At 70.5% G+C, this 16,185-nt stretch carries 15 protein-coding genes and 1 pseudogene; 6 read left to right on the forward strand and 10 right to left on the reverse strand.

From position 1 onward, the window contains the following. Positions 1-10: 10 nt before the first annotated feature. The 6 genes from ACP4E5_RS16725 to ACP4E5_RS16750 form a co-directional block, all read right to left on the reverse strand. The gene (locus tag ACP4E5_RS16725) at positions 11-1,102 is read right to left on the reverse strand and encodes an alpha/beta fold hydrolase (protein ID WP_425829451.1); all 1,092 of its coding nucleotides are present in this window, start codon (positions 1,100-1,102) and stop codon (positions 11-13) included. Positions 1,103-1,292: 190 nt separating this feature from the next. Beyond that, a complete protein-coding gene (gene icmA, locus ACP4E5_RS16730; RefSeq protein ID WP_425829453.1) occupies positions 1,293-2,993 on the reverse strand; it encodes a coenzyme B12-dependent isobutyryl-CoA mutase large subunit in 1,701 nt (566 codons plus the stop codon). A 74-nt stretch (positions 2,994-3,067) separates the two neighbouring features. Beyond that, positions 3,068-4,204, reverse strand: a complete 1,137-nt coding sequence (locus ACP4E5_RS16735; RefSeq protein WP_425829455.1) for an acyl-CoA dehydrogenase family protein — start codon at positions 4,202-4,204, stop codon at positions 3,068-3,070. Positions 4,205-4,298: 94 nt separating this feature from the next. Then, positions 4,299-4,637 carry a DUF3817 domain-containing protein gene (locus ACP4E5_RS16740; RefSeq protein WP_425829457.1) on the reverse strand — a complete coding sequence of 113 codons (339 nt, stop codon included), beginning with the start codon at positions 4,635-4,637 and terminating at the stop codon, positions 4,299-4,301. 56 nt (positions 4,638-4,693) lie between these two features. Further along, positions 4,694-5,203, reverse strand: a complete 510-nt coding sequence (locus ACP4E5_RS16745) for a MarR family winged helix-turn-helix transcriptional regulator (protein WP_425829459.1) — start codon at positions 5,201-5,203, stop codon at positions 4,694-4,696. A gap of 21 nt (positions 5,204-5,224) precedes the next feature. Further along, the gene (locus ACP4E5_RS16750; RefSeq protein ID WP_425829461.1) at positions 5,225-6,544 is read right to left on the reverse strand and encodes an MFS transporter; all 1,320 of its coding nucleotides are present in this window, start codon (positions 6,542-6,544) and stop codon (positions 5,225-5,227) included. Positions 6,545-6,620: 76 nt separating this feature from the next. Here ACP4E5_RS16750 and ACP4E5_RS16755 point away from each other — a divergent pair, with 76 nt between their 5' ends. Then, positions 6,621-7,613, forward strand: a complete 993-nt coding sequence (locus tag ACP4E5_RS16755; RefSeq protein WP_425829463.1) for an ArsR/SmtB family transcription factor — start codon at positions 6,621-6,623, stop codon at positions 7,611-7,613. 138 nt (positions 7,614-7,751) lie between these two features. Beyond that, entirely contained in the window at positions 7,752-8,831 is a 1,080-nt protein-coding gene (locus ACP4E5_RS16760; RefSeq protein WP_425829465.1) for a glycoside hydrolase family 6 protein, read from the forward strand. A gap of 73 nt (positions 8,832-8,904) precedes the next feature. On the opposite strand, the gene glxA is transcribed toward ACP4E5_RS16760, so the two are convergent. From glxA to ACP4E5_RS16780, 4 genes and pseudogenes are all read right to left on the reverse strand, one after another. Next, positions 8,905-10,860, reverse strand: coding sequence for a radical copper oxidase GlxA (glxA, locus tag ACP4E5_RS16765; RefSeq protein WP_425829467.1), 1,956 nt, complete (start codon positions 10,858-10,860; stop codon positions 8,905-8,907). Positions 10,861-10,863: 3 nt separating this feature from the next. Then, positions 10,864-12,641, reverse strand: a pseudogene (locus tag ACP4E5_RS16770) (glycosyltransferase family 2 protein). A 100-nt stretch (positions 12,642-12,741) separates the two neighbouring features. After that, positions 12,742-13,038, reverse strand: a complete 297-nt coding sequence (locus ACP4E5_RS16775) for an MTH1187 family thiamine-binding protein (protein ID WP_425829469.1) — start codon at positions 13,036-13,038, stop codon at positions 12,742-12,744. Then, positions 13,035-13,379 carry a DUF3817 domain-containing protein gene (locus tag ACP4E5_RS16780; protein ID WP_425829471.1) on the reverse strand — a complete coding sequence of 115 codons (345 nt, stop codon included), beginning with the start codon at positions 13,377-13,379 and terminating at the stop codon, positions 13,035-13,037. The genes ACP4E5_RS16775 and ACP4E5_RS16780 overlap by 4 nt, the downstream gene beginning before the upstream one ends. Positions 13,380-13,509: 130 nt before the next feature. Here ACP4E5_RS16780 and ACP4E5_RS16785 point away from each other — a divergent pair, with 130 nt between their 5' ends. From ACP4E5_RS16785 to ACP4E5_RS16800, 4 genes are all read left to right on the forward strand, one after another. Next, the gene (locus tag ACP4E5_RS16785; RefSeq protein WP_425829473.1) at positions 13,510-14,148 is read left to right on the forward strand and encodes an AIM24 family protein; all 639 of its coding nucleotides are present in this window, start codon (positions 13,510-13,512) and stop codon (positions 14,146-14,148) included. Then, positions 14,145-14,807, forward strand: a complete 663-nt coding sequence (locus tag ACP4E5_RS16790; RefSeq protein WP_425829475.1) for an AIM24 family protein — start codon at positions 14,145-14,147, stop codon at positions 14,805-14,807. Before ACP4E5_RS16785 ends, ACP4E5_RS16790 begins: the two co-directional genes overlap by 4 nt. Beyond that, complete coding sequence (locus tag ACP4E5_RS16795) at positions 14,804-15,574, forward strand: AIM24 family protein (RefSeq protein ID WP_425829477.1); 771 nt, start codon at positions 14,804-14,806, stop codon at positions 15,572-15,574. The genes ACP4E5_RS16790 and ACP4E5_RS16795 overlap by 4 nt, the downstream gene beginning before the upstream one ends. Before the next feature lie 134 nt (positions 15,575-15,708). Next, positions 15,709-16,185, forward strand: a complete 477-nt coding sequence (locus ACP4E5_RS16800; protein ID WP_425829479.1) for a MarR family winged helix-turn-helix transcriptional regulator — start codon at positions 15,709-15,711, stop codon at positions 16,183-16,185.

The raw sequence follows: 16,185 nt of genomic DNA on the forward strand, positions 1-16,185 counted from the left end.
CTGGTGCCGCCTAGTCGTTCCAGGCGCAGCTGCCCAGCGTGGCACGCTTCTTGGCGACCAGGGCGTCCGCCTCGCCGGCCGGCAGCGCGCGCGTCCGCTTGTCGTGGCAGACCACCGTGCGGTCGGAGCGGCCGGCCAGGTCGACCAGGATCTGGTCCCAGTGGCGGTACTGGACGTCGTGCCCGGTGTCGGCGTACGTACGGGTCTTCACGGGCGCCGTGTCCGGAAGGTTGTCGCGCCAGGCCTTGAGCGTGCTCGCGGGCACGGTCGTGTCCTTGTCGCCGTGGTACAGGAACACCGGCGCCTTCAGCTTCGACAGGTCCGGGCCCGGGCGGTCGCAGTACAGCCGCTGCTCGTGCACCTGCGGCGCCGGATCGGCCTGCTGGCCGCGCTGGTTGTAGGTCCGCGCCCCCTCCTCGTACGCGGTGTCGGCGAAGCCGGGGATGGACTTGACCGGGCTGTCGTCGGGGAAGGCCCACCACTTGCGCGGGTCCTTGATCTCGTCCTTGACGGCGGCGGCCATCTGGTCGTCCGTCAGGGAGCAGAACGCGGGCTTCTCGCCGTACGGCGGCAGGGCCGCGCCGAGGTGCAGGGCGCTGATCCGCTCGGGGGCCTTCGCTGCGATCTCGGCGGCGTACGGGCCGCCGCCGGATATCGCGATCACCTTGAACTTCTTCACGCCGAGCTTGTCGAGGACCTCGAGGGCGTCCTTGGCGTAGTCGGCCTTGCCGAGCTTCGGGTCGTAATCGGTGTCGCCGAACCCGTTGCGCTCGACCGTGATCATGCGAAGGCCCAGGTTCTCCCTGGTGGTGCGCATGAAGTCGGTCATGTGGACGGCGCGGGCGCTGGTCCCGGTGCCGCCGATGTAGAGCACGGGGGTGCCGTCGGCCGGGCCCGAGTCCGTGTAGTGCGCGGTGCGGCCGGAGGACAGGTCGGTGGCACGCACGTCCGCGCCGAGCGAGTCGAAGCTGTTCTGCACCTTCGGCTCGGCGGGCGGGCTCGCGCTCACCGCGCCCGCGCCGCCGATGGCGATGCCTCCGAGGAGGGCGAGGGCGGCGGCGCCGACGGTGGTCGTGGTGCGGTTGAGCGCGGGCAGTGGCACGGGTGGCTCCTGGGTGGTCGCGGACACTTGGCGTGTCCGCGCCTACCCCAAGATCACTGGGTGACACCTGTCACTCCCGGCCACCCGTGCCTCAAAAGATCGGGGCTCCGCCCCGGACCCCGCTGCTCAATCGCCGCAGGGGCTTGAAATGCTCACCCTCCCCAGGCGCTTGAAGGGCTCGGGGGTGCCCTCAGAAGCCCGGAGGTTCCGTGTAGGTGCCCCATTCTTCGCGGAGCGCTCCGCAGATTTCGCCGAGGGTCGCCTCCGCGCGGGCCGCGTCGAGCATCGGGGCGATCATGTTCGAACCGTCCCGCGCCGCCCCCACCATCCGGTCGAGAGCCACCCGTACCGCCGCGTCGTCCCGGCCCGACCTGCGCTCGCCCAGCACCCGCACCTGGTCCCGCTCGACCTCGTGGCTGACCCGCAGGATCTCCAGGTCGCCGGTGACGGAACCTTCCGCCACATTGACGCCGACCACACGCTTCTCGCCCTTCTCCAGGGACTGCTGGTAGCGGAACGCCGACTCGGCGATCTCCCCGGTGAACCAGCCGTCCTCGATCCCGCGCAGGATCCCGGACGTGATCGGCCCGATCGGGTGCTGCCCGTCCGGGTGCGCCCGCAGCCCGCGCTCCCTGATCTGCTCGAAGATCTTCTCGGCGTCGGCCTCGATCCGGTCCGTGAGCTGCTCGACGTACCAGGAACCGCCCAGCGGGTCCGCGACGTTGCCGACGCCGGTCTCCTCCATCAGCACCTGCTGCGTGCGCAGCGCGATCTCGGCGGCCTGCTCGCTCGGCAGCGCGAGGGTCTCGTCGAGGGCGTTCGTGTGCAGGGAGTTGGTGCCGCCGAGCACGGCCGCGAGCGCCTCGACCGCCGTCCGCACGACGTTGTTGTACGGCTGCTGCGCCGTCAGCGAGACGCCCGCGGTCTGCGTATGGAAGCGCAGCCACTGCGCCTTCTCGCTCTTCGCCCCGTACACGTCGCGCATCCAGCGGGCCCAGATGCGACGCGCGGCGCGGAACTTGGCGATCTCCTCGAAGAAGTCCACGTGCGCGTCGAAGAAGAAGGACAGGCCCGGGGCGAAGACGTCCACGTCGAGGCCGCGCGAAAGCCCCAGTTCCACGTACCCGAACCCGTCGGCGAGCGTGTACGCCAGCTCCTGCGCGGCCGTCGAGCCGGCCTCGCGGATGTGATAGCCGGAGACCGAGAGCGGCTTGTACGCCGGGATGGCCGACGCGCAGTGCTCCATCAGGTCGCCGATCAGGCGCAGATGCGGCTCGGGCTGGAAGAGCCACTCCTTCTGCGCGATGTACTCCTTGAAGATGTCGGTCTGGAGCGTGCCGTTGAGCACGGACGGGTCGACGCCCTGCCGCTCGGCGGCCACCAGGTACATGCAGAAGACGGGCACGGCGGGGCCGCTGATCGTCATCGATGTCGTGACGTCGCCCAGCGGGATGCCCTGGAACAGGACCTCCATGTCGGCCGCCGAGTCGATCGCGACACCGCAGTGCCCGACCTCGCCGAGCGAGCGCGGGTCGTCGGAGTCCCGCCCCATCAACGTAGGCATGTCGAAGGCGACCGAGAGCCCGCCGCCGCCGTTGCGGAGGATCATCTTGTAGCGCTCGTTGGTCTGCTCGGCGTTGCCGAACCCGGCGAACTGGCGGATCGTCCACGTGCGCCCCCGGTACCCGGTCGGGTACAGGCCGCGGGTGAACGGGTACTCGCCCGGCCATCCGATCCGCTCGAAGCCCTCGTACGTGTCGCCGGGTCGCGGCCCGTAGGCGGGGTCGACCTGGTCCCCGGAGAGTGTGGTGAAGTCCGCGTCGCGCTTGCGGGCCTTGTCGTAGCGGGCCTGCCAGCGTCGGCGGCCTTCCTCGATCGCGTCAGCGTCCATGCTTCAAATTTACTTGGACGTCCTACTAAATGTCGATGGTCCACGGCGGCCGATCGCCACGAACCGCGACGCGCTCAGGCCCGCAGCGCCGCCAGATGCGCCGCACGGACGTCCGCCGTCTGCCCCTGCACCACCAGGAACAGGCCCTCGCGGGCCAGTCGCTGGGCCGGTGCAGACAGGCTGAAAGCGCGTCCGCCCCCGGCCACGACCGCGGCCGTCGTCGCCGCCCGCATCAGGTCGTACGCGCGCGTCTTCACCGCGAGCCGGTCCGCGAGCCGCTCCCCCGCCGGAACCTCGTCGACCAGCGCGTACGCGTCCCGGCGCGCGCCGTCGAGGCGAGCGCGCAGCACGCCCGCCGTCTCCTTGGCCTCCGCGTCCCCGGCCGCGTCGAGCAGGCCGAGGGCGGCGCGCGCGACACCGAAGACCGCCGGGTTGGTGTTGGTGTTCTTGGGCCGGTCGGCGCGCGCCCACTCCTCGTACGGCTGCCGTACGACGATGTCCTCCTCGGGCACCGTGAGGCCGTCCAAGGCCAGGCCGACGGTGCGGGTGCCCGTGAGCGCGGCGAGTGCGAGCGGGGCCGTGGGGGTGAGGCCCGGCTGCTCGCGCGGCCGCGCCACCGCGAAGACGACCTCGCCGTCCTCGGTCGCGCCACCGAGCAGGAACACGTCATTGAGGCCCCAGCCCGTGTACCAGGGCACCCGCCCGTCGAAGCGCACCCCGCCGCCCGCGAGCGGCGTCGCCCGCACCGGCAGCTTCGGGAACGCCCGCAGGTGCGAGAAGGCGATGCCGGCGAGCGCCGTGCCCTCGGCCAGTGGCCGCAGCCACCGCTCGCGGGCCTCCGCGTCGCCCGTGGCGAGGGTGCGTACCGGCGTGTGGTGCTGGACCTGCACGAAGAACGTCGAGCAGCACGCGCCCGCCAGGATCTCCGCGACCTCCCGCCCCACGGCGGCCGACGCCCCCGAACCCCCGTACGCGACGGGCGCGTTCACGCCGAGCACCCCCGAGGCCTTGACCGCGGCGATCGCCTCCGGGGTGACCCCGGTGCGGTCGTGGGCCTCGGCGGCGGGCGCGAGGACATCGTCCGCGAGCCGGCGCGCGGCCTTCACCAGCGGGTGGTCCTCAAGGTCCTCGACGCGGGGGACGCGGTGGCGGTCATGCGGGTGCTCCTCGGGGCCGTACGTGCCTGTGGAGACGGCGAAGTGGCACGTCATCGAGCCGAGCGTACGAACGGACGCTCCTGGTCACAGAAAACGCGCGCGTCCACTCCGCGGAGGGACGCGCGCGAGGTCCGGTGCCGGGCCGGGGTCAGGCCTTGGCGAGCTTCGAGGTGCTGCCCGCGACCTTGCCCTCGAGCTCGGCGGAGATCTTGCGCTCCACGAAGAACGCGGCCGTCGGGATCGTGCCGGCGATCAGCACCCACAGCTGCTTGCCGACCGGCCACTTCGCCTTGGAGCCGAGGTCGAAGGCGAAGACCAGGTACACGACGTACAGCCAGCCGTGGGCGATGGCGATGACGCGCGTGAAGTCCGCGGCGCCGTCCATGCCGAACACGTACTTGGCGATCATGCCGAGACACAGGAGGACCAGGAGCACACCGGTGACGTAGGCCATGGTGCGGTAGCGGGTCAGCACGCTCTTCTTCATGGGTCGAGGGTAACCGCCCGTTTTGCGCGATCTTCGGGCGGGCCGGGTGGCCCGTCTCACTCGTCGTCGAAATCCTTCGCCGCCACCCGCAGGGGGCGCAGCATCGCGAAGATCTCGCCGCACTCCTCCGCGTCGTACACGCCGAGGCCGAAGTCCATCGCCATGAGGTCGCGGGTGGCCGCGTCGACGGCCTCGCGGCCCTTGTCCGTGATGGTGGCGAGCGTGCCGCGGCCGTCGTTGGGGTTGGGCCGCTTGTCGACGAGGCCGGACTTCACGAGCCGGTCGACCGTGTTCGTCACTGACGTGGGGTGCACCATGAGCCGCTCGCCGATCTTCGACATGGGCAGCTCGCCCGCCTTGGAGAAGGTGAGCAGGACGAGCGCCTCGTAGCGCGCGAACGTGAGCCCGTACGGCTTGACGACCGCGTCGACCTCGGCGAGCAGGATCTGGTGCGCGCGCATGATCGAGGTGATGGCGCCCATGGAGGGCACGGATCCCCACCGCTGCTTCCAGAGTTCGTCGGCGCGGGCGATCGGATCGAAGGCGAGAGAGAGGGGCTTCGGCACGCATCCGACCTTACCGGGCGGTCATATCGCGGTCAGCCCCGTCTCGGCCTTTGGGCCCTCGGCGCGCGCGGAGGCCCGTACTTCCAGGGCGAGCGCCGCGCAGCACAGCCCGCCCACGACCCCCGCGCCCGCCACCACGGTGGACACGTCGAGGACTTCGGCGGCCGCCCCGGCGAGCGCGGTCCCGACGCCCTGGATGGTCATCAGGCCCGCGTTGTGCAGCGTCATGGCCCGGCCGCGCAGCTCCTCCGGCACGGCGTCCACGAACCAGCGGTCGAGCCCGAGCGTGTACGCGGATCCGGCCCCGGCGAGCAGCAGGATCACGACCGCCCACGGGAGCCCGGGCGTGACCGCGTAGCCGATGAGGGGCAGCAGGGTCACGGACGCGAGCGGCAGCGCGATCCGCGACCGGGCCGACGGCGAGAGCAGCGAGCCCGCGGCGAGTTCGCTCGCGACGGTGCCGACGGCCATCGAGCACATCAGGAACCCGACGGCCGCCGCGCCCGCCCCGATCTCGTCCGCGTACGCCGCCGCGAGCGCCTCCGGGGCGATGACGAACATGGGCGGCACCCAGAGCAGGAGCAGCAGCGCGCGGAGGCGGCGGTGGCCAAGGAGCTGCCGGGCACCGGCCAGCGAGTACCGCAACAGGGCTCCGCCCTTGGCCCCTTCCTGTTCCTCTCCCCCTTCCCCTTCCTGTTCCCCTTCCCGTTCCCGCGCGGGACGGGCCTTCGTGCCCAGGCGCAGCAGGGTGGCCGAGCAGAGGAAGGTGACGACGGTGATGGTGAGCGCGCCGCGCGGGGACACGACAGTGAGGAGTACGCCGCCGAGACCGAAGCCGACGAGGAGCGCGCTCTGCGACACGATGCGCAGCAGCGAGCGGCCGAGCACGAACAGGTCGCCGTCGCCGAGCACATCGGTGAGCGTGGCCATGCGGGTCCCGTTGAACACCGGTGACACGAGCGCGATGACGCAGCGCAGCGCGAGCAGCCCGCCGACCGAGGTGACCGGCAGCGCCATCAGCGCCGCGCACCCGGCGCACACGAGGTCGCAGCCCACGAGCACCCGCCGCGCGGGGAACCGGTCGGCGATCCCGGACAGCAGCGTCCCGCCGACGAGGTACGGCAGGAACCCGAGCGTGAAGGTGAGCGCGCTGAGCAGCGGCGACCCGGTCAGCCCGTACACGAGGACGCTCAGCGAGATCTCCGCGACGACGACACCGAAGAGGGAGGCGGCGTGCGCGATGAACACGACACGGAACTCGGCGATCCGGAAGAGCCTCGCGTACCCGGCCCGTTCGCGGCCCACACCGCCGGATGTCTCCTGGGGCTTGTCGATGGTCATGGCTGCACCCTGACGTCCGCGCGGGGGCGATCGTAGTGTTTCGGCCGGGGACGAATGTTCGGGGAGGAGGGGCGGGGTGCCGTTGCATCTCCGGTTCGGCCAGGAGGATCTGTCGCGGTGCCGGTTCGCGATCTCGCCGCTCTGGGAGACGCAGGAGGCGATCCGTACGCTCAAGCGGCCGGACCGGCACGGGTATCACCTGCCGTGGCTGCGCCGGATCCGGGACGCCGCGCGGGGGCTCGACCTGACGCCGGTGTGGCTGCTGATGCCGCGTCGCGGGCACAGCCCGGACTTCCTCGGCCCGCCCCCGATCGGCCCCGCCGCCACCTTCGACGAGGAGATCGCCGCGTTGCGCGCGACCGGTCCCGACGAGGCGCTGCGCGGCATCACCCAGTCGCTGGCGTGCACGCCGGGCGCCGCCGAAACCCCGCTCGGGCGCACCCTGCTCAACGAACCGGCGCGCGCCGTAAGGGAGTTGGCCGACCTCGTGGAGCGGGCCTGGCAGGTCCTGGTCGAGCCCGAGTGGCCCCGGCTGCGGGCGCTTCTCGAAGCGGACGTGGCGCACCACTCGCGTCGCCTCGCCGAGGTCGGCCTCGAAGGACTGCTCCGGGAACTGCATCCACAGGTCGGCTGGGAGCCCGGCACCCTCACCCTCACCGCCCGCGCGATCGAGCACAGCCGGGACCTCGAAGGCCGGGGCCTGGTGCTGCTGCCCAGCGTCTTCTGCTGGCCGGATGTGGTCAGCGGCTTCGACCCGCCCTGGCAGCCCACCGTCGCGTACCCGGCCCGCGGCGTCGGCGCCCTGTGGTCCGCGCCCGCCGCGAGAGCCCCCGACGCCCTGGCGAACCTGCTCGGCCGGGGCCGCGCCGACGTGCTGTGCGCGCTCACCGATCCCGCCTCGACCAGCGCGCTCGCGCACCGGCTCGGCCGCGCGCCGTCGTCCGTGTCCGCGCATCTGGCGGTGCTGCGCGCGGCGGGGCTGCTGTCGTCGCGGCGCCACGGCCACCAGGTGCTGTACGCGCAGACGCCCCTCGGCAGCGCGCTCGTGACGGGTGATCAGGGCGCCTGACGCGGCGCTTCATCCACGGCGAAACGACAACCCCGTGTAACGATTGCCCGGTATATACGCTTTCTGGGCCTTCACGCACCCAGGTAAGCCTTCGCACGTCTTCGTACGCCCTGTACGCGCTCCGAACCAGGGGGCAGGATGCCCGTCCCACCCAGCCACACGCCCGCCCGTCCACCCACCCGCACCCTCGCGCTCGGCACCGCCGCGCTCCTCCTGGCCGGCTTCGTCATCGGCTGCTCGGACGGCGGCGGTGGCGGCGGCGCGGGCAGCAGCGGCGGCGGCCGCGACTCCGCCGCCGAGGCCGCGCGGCGGACCGCCCCGTCCGGCTCCGCCACCGACTCCTCGCCGTTCTGGGTCGACCCGGACTCCGACGCCTCGAACCAGGTCGCGACGTGGAAGCGGGAGGGCCGCGGCGCCGACGCCGCCCTGATCGAGCGCATCGCCCTGCACCCGCAGGCGATGTGGGCGCCGGGCGACTATCCGCGCCCGCCGGTCTCCGAGGCCGCCGCACAGGCCGGGAAGGCGGGCAAGACGCTGGTCCTGGTCGCGTACAACATCCCGCACCGCGACTGCGGCCAGCACTCGGCGGGCGGGGCGCACAGCGCGAACTTCTACCACCAGTGGATCGACGCGTTCGCCTCCGGCATCGGAAAGGCGAAGGCCGTCGTCGTCCTCGAACCGGACGCGATCGGACACATCGTCAGCGGCTGCACCCCGAAGCGGTACGAGGACGAGCGGTACGCGCTGATGTCGTCGGCGATCGACCGCCTCAAGCGCCAGCCGAACACCAAGGTGTACGTCGACGCCGGGAACCCGGCCTGGATCCCCGACGCGGGCAAACTGGTGGAGCCGCTGCGGCGGGCCGGGATCGGGAAGGCGGACGGGTTCTCGCTGAACGTGTCCAACTTCCAGACGGACGAGGACAGTTCGCGGTACGGACGCCGGCTGTCCGGGCTGCTCGGCGGCGCACACTTCGTCGTCGACACGAGCCGCAACGGCGCGGGCCCCTACGGGGACGGCCAGGGCGACGCGTGGTGCAACCCGCCGGGCCGCGCGCTCGGCTCCGCCCCGACCACGCGCACGGGGGACGCCCTGAACGACGCGAACCTGTGGATCAAGCGCCCCGGCGAATCGGACGGCACGTGTCGCGGGGGGCCGGCCGCGGGGACGTGGTGGGCGGATTACGCGTTGGGGCTTGCCCGGAACACCAAGCGCTGAACCCCGCCGGGGTTGCGGTCTCGGGGCTCTGCCCCGGACCCCGCGCCTCAATCGCCGGCGGGGCTGGATTTGCCTAGGTCACCTGGATCCACTTCGCCTCGGACGAGACCCCGTCCGCGTCCGACACGAACACCATGTACCAGCCCGGAGGGACCAGCGCCCTGTCCTTGGGGACCTCCACCGTCACCGCGCCCTTGGACTTCTTCAGATCGAGGGCGATCGAGCGCTGCTCCACGTCCGTCGTGTGGGTCACGGCGGACGGCCGCATGAGGCGGGCCTTGACGATGCCGTCGGCCTGCTTCGTACGGAACGTGGCCTTGCCGCTCGCCGGGAGGGTCTCCGGACCCGCGCCGAGGACGGGCCGCTGGTCGCCGCCCCGGTGCAGCGCGGGCGGCGTGTAGATCTCCATGCGCTGCTCGAAGTGGCCGAGCTTGGTGTTCTGCTGGTTGTCGTAGAGCGGGTCGGAGCCGAAGCTGGCGACCCGACCGTCGGGCAGCAGCAGCGCCTCGGAGTGGTAGTTGCGGCCGACCTTCGGGGAGGCGGCCTCCTGGAAGGCGTTCTGCTCGGGGTCGTAGAACTGCGCCTTGAAGATGTTGCTGGCGCTGCGGCCGCGGTAGTCCTTGGAGCCGTTCGTCGTGAAGACGGAGTCGTCCGGCATGATGACGGAGTTCAAGTAGCGGGTGCCCTGCGGGAGTTGGGGACCGGTCCGGAAGGAGGGGTTCTCCTTCTTCAGGTCCACGACCGCCGTGCGGGACGTCGCCTTCTTGGACTCGCCGACACCTCCGCCGCCGAGGATCATGACCCGCTGGTCCTGCGCGGGCGGCAGCAGCAGCGAGGACGAGGTCTCCGTCTGGTCCATGTCGGTGAGGCCCGGGACCTTCTCGAACTTGTTGGTCTTCAGGTCCCACAGGCCGGGGACGCGCCCCTTGGTGGCGGGGCCGTAACCGGCGTTCGAGGCCGGGTAGAAGAGTTTGCCGCCCTTGGTGAGGAAGAGCGCCGGGTACGTCGGGAAGTAGCGCTTCGGGCCCATCGACCACTTCTTGGTCTTCGGGTCGTAGATCTCGTTGTCGCCGGGGTCGATCATGCCGACGTCGTCGAGCCCGGAGACCGCGAGCACCTTGCCGTCGTCCAGGCCGACCAGTGTCGGATACCAGCGGGCCTTCTCCATCGGGTCGACCGGCACGTACCGCTCGGCGACGGGATCGAACTCGTACGCCTCCTTGATCCCCTGGAAGTCCTGCTTCTCCATGGTGATCTTCTCGGAGAGGCCGTACGTGTTGTCGGCGTCCTTGCCCCGCAGGCCCTCGATCTCGTACTGGGCGTTGTCGTCGGTGACGTACTGCTTGCCCTTCTGGGCGGCCTCGACGAAGACGCGGGCCTCGCTCGCCTTGACCCTGGTCTTCCATGGCTGCATGACGCCGGCCGCGTTGCGCTTCTTGTCGAAGGTGCGCTTCGCCTTCGGCACGGTCACGTCGAACTTCGAGACGTACTCGGTGCCGGACGGGGAGCGGAACGTCGTCCCCTTCTTCAGGTGCACCGCCTTGTCGGGGCTCTCGTTCTTGACGCGCATGCCGCCGCCGGCCTTCTCGACCTCGCCGTCGAGCCGCTCGTAGCGGGCGGTTCCGCCGGCCACCAGGAGGCGCCCGCCGGGGAGTTGGGCGTGGCCGCCGCAGAAGAAGTCGGCGGGGGTGGGGATCTTCTTGAAGGTGTTCGCCTTCGGGTCCCACAGGACGGTGTCGAAGGTGCCCGCGTCGAATTTCCTCTGCTCGTTGCCCGAGCCCGCGACGATGAGCACCTTGCCGGTGTGCAGGAGCGCGGCGTGGATCGCGTTGGTGCGGTACTCCTGCGGGATGTCGACCTGCGACCAGGAGCCGTACTTGGCCTTGTAGCCGGGCTGGGCGATCTTCCAGTCCTCGTACCGTTCGGAGGCGAAGGTCCAGGCGGCCGGGGCGTTCAGGCCGACGAGGAGGGCGACGCCACCCGCTCCGAGGACGGTCCTCCTCATCCGGCGTGAAGGTCTGTAGGCCATGGGTCAGTTCCCTCCTGGGGTCGACGTGCTGGAGACCGGCTGCACGGTGCGGAGCGGCTCGGGCTCCGTCCTCGCCGCGACGGCAGCCCTGGCCTCGCGGCGCTGCGAGGCGAACCACACGACGGGCGGCGCGAGCGCGATGCACAGGGCGAGGACCGCCCAGGTGCGCATGGCGACGTGGGTGTGGTCGAGGGCGACGGACGCCACGAGCGACGTGGCGAGCACGGCCGCCCAGGCCAGATGGATACGGAAGGTCAGCGGCCGGTCGGCGCTGGCGTCGCCGCCCTTGGGGGTGACGACGAAGCGGCTGGGGCGGCCGAGGAGGGCCGCACCGAGCGACTTGAGGTAGATGGGCGCGGAGATCGCCGACATAGCCATGCCGGCGAGGCCGCCCGATCCCTCGGGTTCGTGCGGCGACACGTTGTGCCGCCGGTTCCAGAGGTAGAGGCCGATCTGGAGGGCGGCCGCGTCGCTGTAGAGCATGAGCCACACGGACGCGGACACCTGCGTGCCGGAGGCGCCGGTCCACAGGAACAGCACGCAACTCAGCACGCCGAGCAGCCAGTTGACGGCCGTCATCGGGTAGTAGACGAGCATCATCGAGTACGAGAAGAGGCGGCCGGGCGGCATCGAGGCCGGGGCCTTCCAGTACTGCCGGAACAGCGTCTCGTACGTGCCGCGCGACCAGCGGGTCTGCTGGGTGAAGAAGTCCGTCCAGGAGGCGGGGCCCTCGCCGACGGCGAGCACGTCTGGGGTGTAGACGGAGCGCCAGCGCTCGTGGGTGTCCGGGTTGCGGTGGCGGTGGATCTCGAAGCCGGTCGCCATGTCCTCGGTGATCGAGTCGACGAGCCCGCCGATCTGCTTCAGGGCGGAGATCCGTACGACGTTGTTGGTGCCGACGAACATGGGCGCGCGGTAGCGGTTCCCGGCGCGCTGGATCAGCGCGTGGAAGAGGAACTGCTGGGACTCGGCGGCCTTGGTGACCGGGGAGTCGTAATTGCCGTAGACCTGCGGGCCGACGACGAAGGCGACGTCCGGGTCCCGGAAGTAGCCGAGCATCCGCTCCAGGAACTCGGGGTGCGGGACGTGGTCGGTGTCGACGGAGGCGTAGAAGTCGTAGTCCGCGCCGTGCGCGGCGAGCCAGGCGTTGTAATTGCCGTGCTTGGTGCGGGTCTTGTGGGGCCCTTCTTCTGGTTCCACTCCGGGACGCCCTTGCGGGTGAAGTGGCGGACGCCGAGCCGGGCGCAGAGCGCCTTGACGTCGGGGTCGTCCCCCTCGTCCAGGAGCCAGACGTCAAGCGGCCCTTCGTGCGTGACGCGCACGGCCCCTTCGAGGGTGGCCCGCACCATCGCGAGGGGTTCCTTGCCGGGTACGTACGTCGTGAGGAACGCGACGCGGGTGCCGGGTTCGGCGCGCACCGGGACCGGGTCCCTGGCGACCATCGTCGCGTGGGCGATGGAGATGACGTTGACGAGCATGAACAGCTCGATGAGCCCGATCGCGACGAGCATCACGATGTCGAGCGAGACCAACCAGCGCTCGCCGCCCTCTCGTTCCACCCAGTGGGTGGGCCACACCAGGTACACGAGGAGCGCCCCGGTGAGCAGGGGCGCGAGCGTCATCAGGAGAACCGCTCGTATTCGGTGCGGCTCGTTCGCCAGGAGCGAGGTGTACTGCACCCGGTAGTCGCCGTCGGCGGGCGGCTCGGTGAGCGGCCCGGCGAGCCGGCTGTAGGTGTCGTAGTCGTAGCCCTCGTCAGGCCGCACAGCGCCCTCCAGCATCTGGTGTTCGACCGTCTCGGTACCCCCACAAAAGGGGACTTTCCCGGGCGTGTCGACCAGAGGAGGGCGTAAGAGTGAGGGAGCGCGAGAGCTACGCCGGTCAGCCGTCGGAGAGTTGCCGCTCCACGGTTTCGACCTTCGAGGTCAGACCGTCCGTCACGCCTGGGCGGATGTCCGCCTTCATGACGACCGAGACGCGCGGCGCGCGCGCCTCCACCACCGCGACGGCGCGCTTGATCACCGCCATCACCTCGTCCCACTCACCTTCGATCGAGGTGAACATCGCGTCGGTGCGGTTCGGGAGGCCGGATTCGCGGACCACGCGGACCGCATCGGCGACGTACTCCCCCACGTCCTCGCCGACCCCGAGCGGGGTCACGGAGAAGGCGACGATCATGCGTTCACGACACCTTCCTGGCGGGCGCGGCCCGCGATCACCGCGGCCTCGCCCTCGCGCTTGAGCTTGCGCTCGGCGAAGAAGCCGCCGGTGGGCAGGACGGAGAGGACGAAGTAGAGGGCGGCGCGGCCGAAGCTCCACTTCGTACGGTTCCAGGCGTCGAGCCAGAAGATCACGTACAGGACGAAGAGGACGCCGTGGACCATGCCCATCACGGGCACCGCGTTGAAGTCCGTCGTCCGCTTGAGGACCGAGCAGATCAGCAGCAGGAGGAAGGAGACGGCCTCCGGGGCGGAGACCAGGCGGAGGCGTCGGAGGGCGGAGGCGGTCTTGAGGTCCACAGGTGCACCTTCGGCTGAGCGGGCGGACGGTCATTGATCTTGTGAATGTACGCACAAGCGTTTTCCCATTGTGGCATCGCTCCGATGGGGGCCTGTCGGCGGGCTCCCGTCGGCGGCTACCTTCGACCTCGTGGCTACGTTCCGACTACAGGGCAGCAAGGTGCTGGCCGTCGACATGACAGGCGACAGCGTGAAGGCGAAGAACGGCTCGATGGTCGCGTACGACGGCCGGATGGCGTTCAAGAAGCTGAGCGGGGGCGGCGAGGGGCTGCGGGGCATGGTGACCCGGCGCGTCACCGGCGAGCAGCTGACCGTGATGGAGGTCAAAGGGGAGGGCACCTGCTGGTTCGCGGACCGGGCGAGCGAGATCAACCTCGTCGGGCTGCGGGGCGACAAGCTCTACGTCGAGTCGAGCAACCTGCTCTGCACGGACGCCGGCCTGCGCACCGGCACCTCCTTCACCGGCGTACGCGGCGCCTCCCAGGGCAACGGCCTGTTCACGACGACCGTCGAGGGCCACGGCCAGGCGGCGATCATGAGCGAGGGGCCGGCCGTGGTGCTCCGGGTCAGCGGCGACTACCCGCTGACCGTCGACCCCGGCGCGTACATCGCGCACCAGGGCAATCTGCGGCAGTCGTTCCAGTCGGGGGTGACCTTCCGCACGTTCCTCGGCGAGGGCGGCGGCGAGGCCTTCCAGATCCTCTTCGAGGGCGACGGGCTCGTCTACGTACAGCCCAGTGAGCGCAACACGATCGCGGGGGACGTATGACGACGGCGGCGGCGTTCCGTGAGGTCAACTCGAAGATGGTCGAGGCGACCGTCGTGCCGGGGCAGCGGCTCTACAGCCAGCGCGGCGCGATGCTCGCGTACAAGGGCGACGTCTCCTTCACCCCGAACGTCCAGGGCGGGCAGGGCGGCGTGATGGGCATGATCGGGCGGCGGGTCGCGAACGAGTCGACGCCGCTGATGACGGTCGAGGGCAGCGGCACCGTGCTGTTCGGGCACGGCGGACACCACGTGCAGGTCATCACGCTGTCCGGCGACACCCTGTACGTGGAGGCGGACCGGCTGCTCGCCTTCGACGGGGCGCTGCGGCAGGGGACGATGTTCATGGGCGCGCAGGGCGGCGTGATGGGCATGGTCCGCGGCCAGGTGACCGGGCAGGGCCTGTTCACGACGACGTTGCAGGGGCACGGCTCGGTGGCGGTGATGGCGCACGGCGGGGTCATCGAGGTCCCGATCTCCCCCGGCCGGTCCGTGCACGTCGACCCGCAGGCGTACGTGGCGCACCACGGCGACGTGCGCAACAAGCTGTCCACGGCGCTCGGTTGGCGGGACATGGTGGGGCGCGGCAGCGGCGAGGCGTTCCAGTTGGAGCTGAGCGGGAGCGGTGCGGTGTACGTCCAGGCGTCGGAGGAAAAGCTGTGACCCCGATCGTGTACGACCCGGCGACGCTGCCGGTCGACGACAACGTCAACGCGTACACGTTCTGCGTGGAACTGCGGGGCAGCCAGTGGTTCCTGCAGAAGGGGAAGATGATCGCCCATTACGGGCGGATCGACTTCAACGGCATCGGGCACGGCCGGCTCGACCGGCTCGTGCGCACCTCGTTCCACTCTCCGCTGCACGCGAGCGACTGGGTGGTCGCGGAGGGCAGCGGCAAGATGCTGCTCGCGGACCGGGCCTTCGACGTGAACTCGTACGACCTCGACGACGGGAACCTGACCATCCGCGCGGGGAATCTGCTCGCTTTTCAGCCAACTCTCGCGCTGAAGCAGTCGATCGTTCCCGGCTTCCTCACACTCATTGGCACCGGCAAATTCGTTGCGGCGTCAAACGGTCCGGTCGTGTTCATGGAGCCGCCGATCAGGGTCGATCCGCAGGCGCTCGTCGGCTGGGCCGACTGCCCCTCGCCGTGCCACCACTACGACCACGGATACCTGACGGGCGTGATCGGCGGTCTACGTGCGATGACGGGCATCGGCGGGGTCTCGGGCGAGGAGCATCAGTTCGAGTTCGTGGGCGCGGGGACGGTGCTGCTGCAATCCAGCGAGTCGTTGATGCCGGAACAGCCGGTGGGTGACGTACCTCACCAGGGAGGAGTTCCCGGTGGAGGAGGGGCGTCCGGAGGCCAGTCGGCGGCACCGCGTCTTCCCGGACAGCTCGGCGACCTCCAGCGTCGCTTCGGGCTGTGAGCGGTAGTCTGCGGAGTGTGACGTCGAACGCGTGACCCCATTTTCCTGAGTCCGCACCCCTTGGGTGTGCCGGGGTGCGCAGTGTCACCCCCCACATTCGTTCACCTTTCAACTTCTTAGGTAGAATCGATTCCATGGAGACCCAGACGGCCACGCCGTGGCTGACCGACGAGGAGCAGTGCGCCTGGCGCACCCACCTGGAGGTCAACAGACTGCTCAATTATCAGCTGGAGAAGGATCTCCAGCCCTTCGGCCTGACGATGAACGACTACGAGATCCTGGTGAACCTCTCCGAGGCGGAGGATCTCCGGATGCGGATGAGCGACCTCGCGGCCGCGACCCTGCAGTCCAAGAGCCGGCTCTCGCACCAGATCACCCGCATGGAGAACGCCGGCCTGGTCCGCCGCGAGAACTGCGAGTCGGACCGCCGGGGCCTCTACACCGTGCTCACCGACCACGGCATGGAGACCATGCGGAAGGTCGCCCCGCACCACGTGGCGTCCGTCCGCAGAAACTTCGTGGACCTCGTTTCCGCACAGGAGCTGGGCAGCCTGCGCCAGGCCCTCTCCCCCATCGCGGAACACCTGCGTTCGCAACGCGGCAAACCGTGA

This window comes from Streptomyces fractus, assembly GCF_049844455.1.
In the GTDB taxonomy this organism is placed as follows: Bacteria; Actinomycetota; Actinomycetes; order Streptomycetales; family Streptomycetaceae; genus Streptomyces; species Streptomyces fractus.

Excerpts from the sequence above, each read along its gene's own strand:
- ACP4E5_RS16800 (WP_425829479.1), top strand. The coding sequence starts at position 15,709 with ATGGAGACCCAGACGGCCACGCCGTGGCTGACCGACGAGGAGCAGTGC.
- glxA (WP_425829467.1), bottom strand. The coding sequence starts at position 10,860 with ATGGCCTACAGACCTTCACGCCGGATGAGGAGGACCGTCCTCGGAGCG.
- ACP4E5_RS16790 (WP_425829475.1), top strand. The coding sequence starts at position 14,145 with ATGACGACGGCGGCGGCGTTCCGTGAGGTCAACTCGAAGATGGTCGAG.
- ACP4E5_RS16750 (WP_425829461.1), bottom strand. The coding sequence starts at position 6,544 with ATGACCATCGACAAGCCCCAGGAGACATCCGGCGGTGTGGGCCGCGAA.
- ACP4E5_RS16735 (WP_425829455.1), bottom strand. The coding sequence starts at position 4,204 with ATGACGTGCCACTTCGCCGTCTCCACAGGCACGTACGGCCCCGAGGAG.
- icmA (WP_425829453.1), bottom strand. The coding sequence starts at position 2,993 with ATGGACGCTGACGCGATCGAGGAAGGCCGCCGACGCTGGCAGGCCCGC.
- ACP4E5_RS16775 (WP_425829469.1), bottom strand. The coding sequence starts at position 13,038 with ATGATCGTCGCCTTCTCCGTGACCCCGCTCGGGGTCGGCGAGGACGTG.
- ACP4E5_RS16740 (WP_425829457.1), bottom strand. The coding sequence starts at position 4,637 with ATGAAGAAGAGCGTGCTGACCCGCTACCGCACCATGGCCTACGTCACC.
- ACP4E5_RS16760 (WP_425829465.1), top strand. The coding sequence starts at position 7,752 with ATGCCCGTCCCACCCAGCCACACGCCCGCCCGTCCACCCACCCGCACC.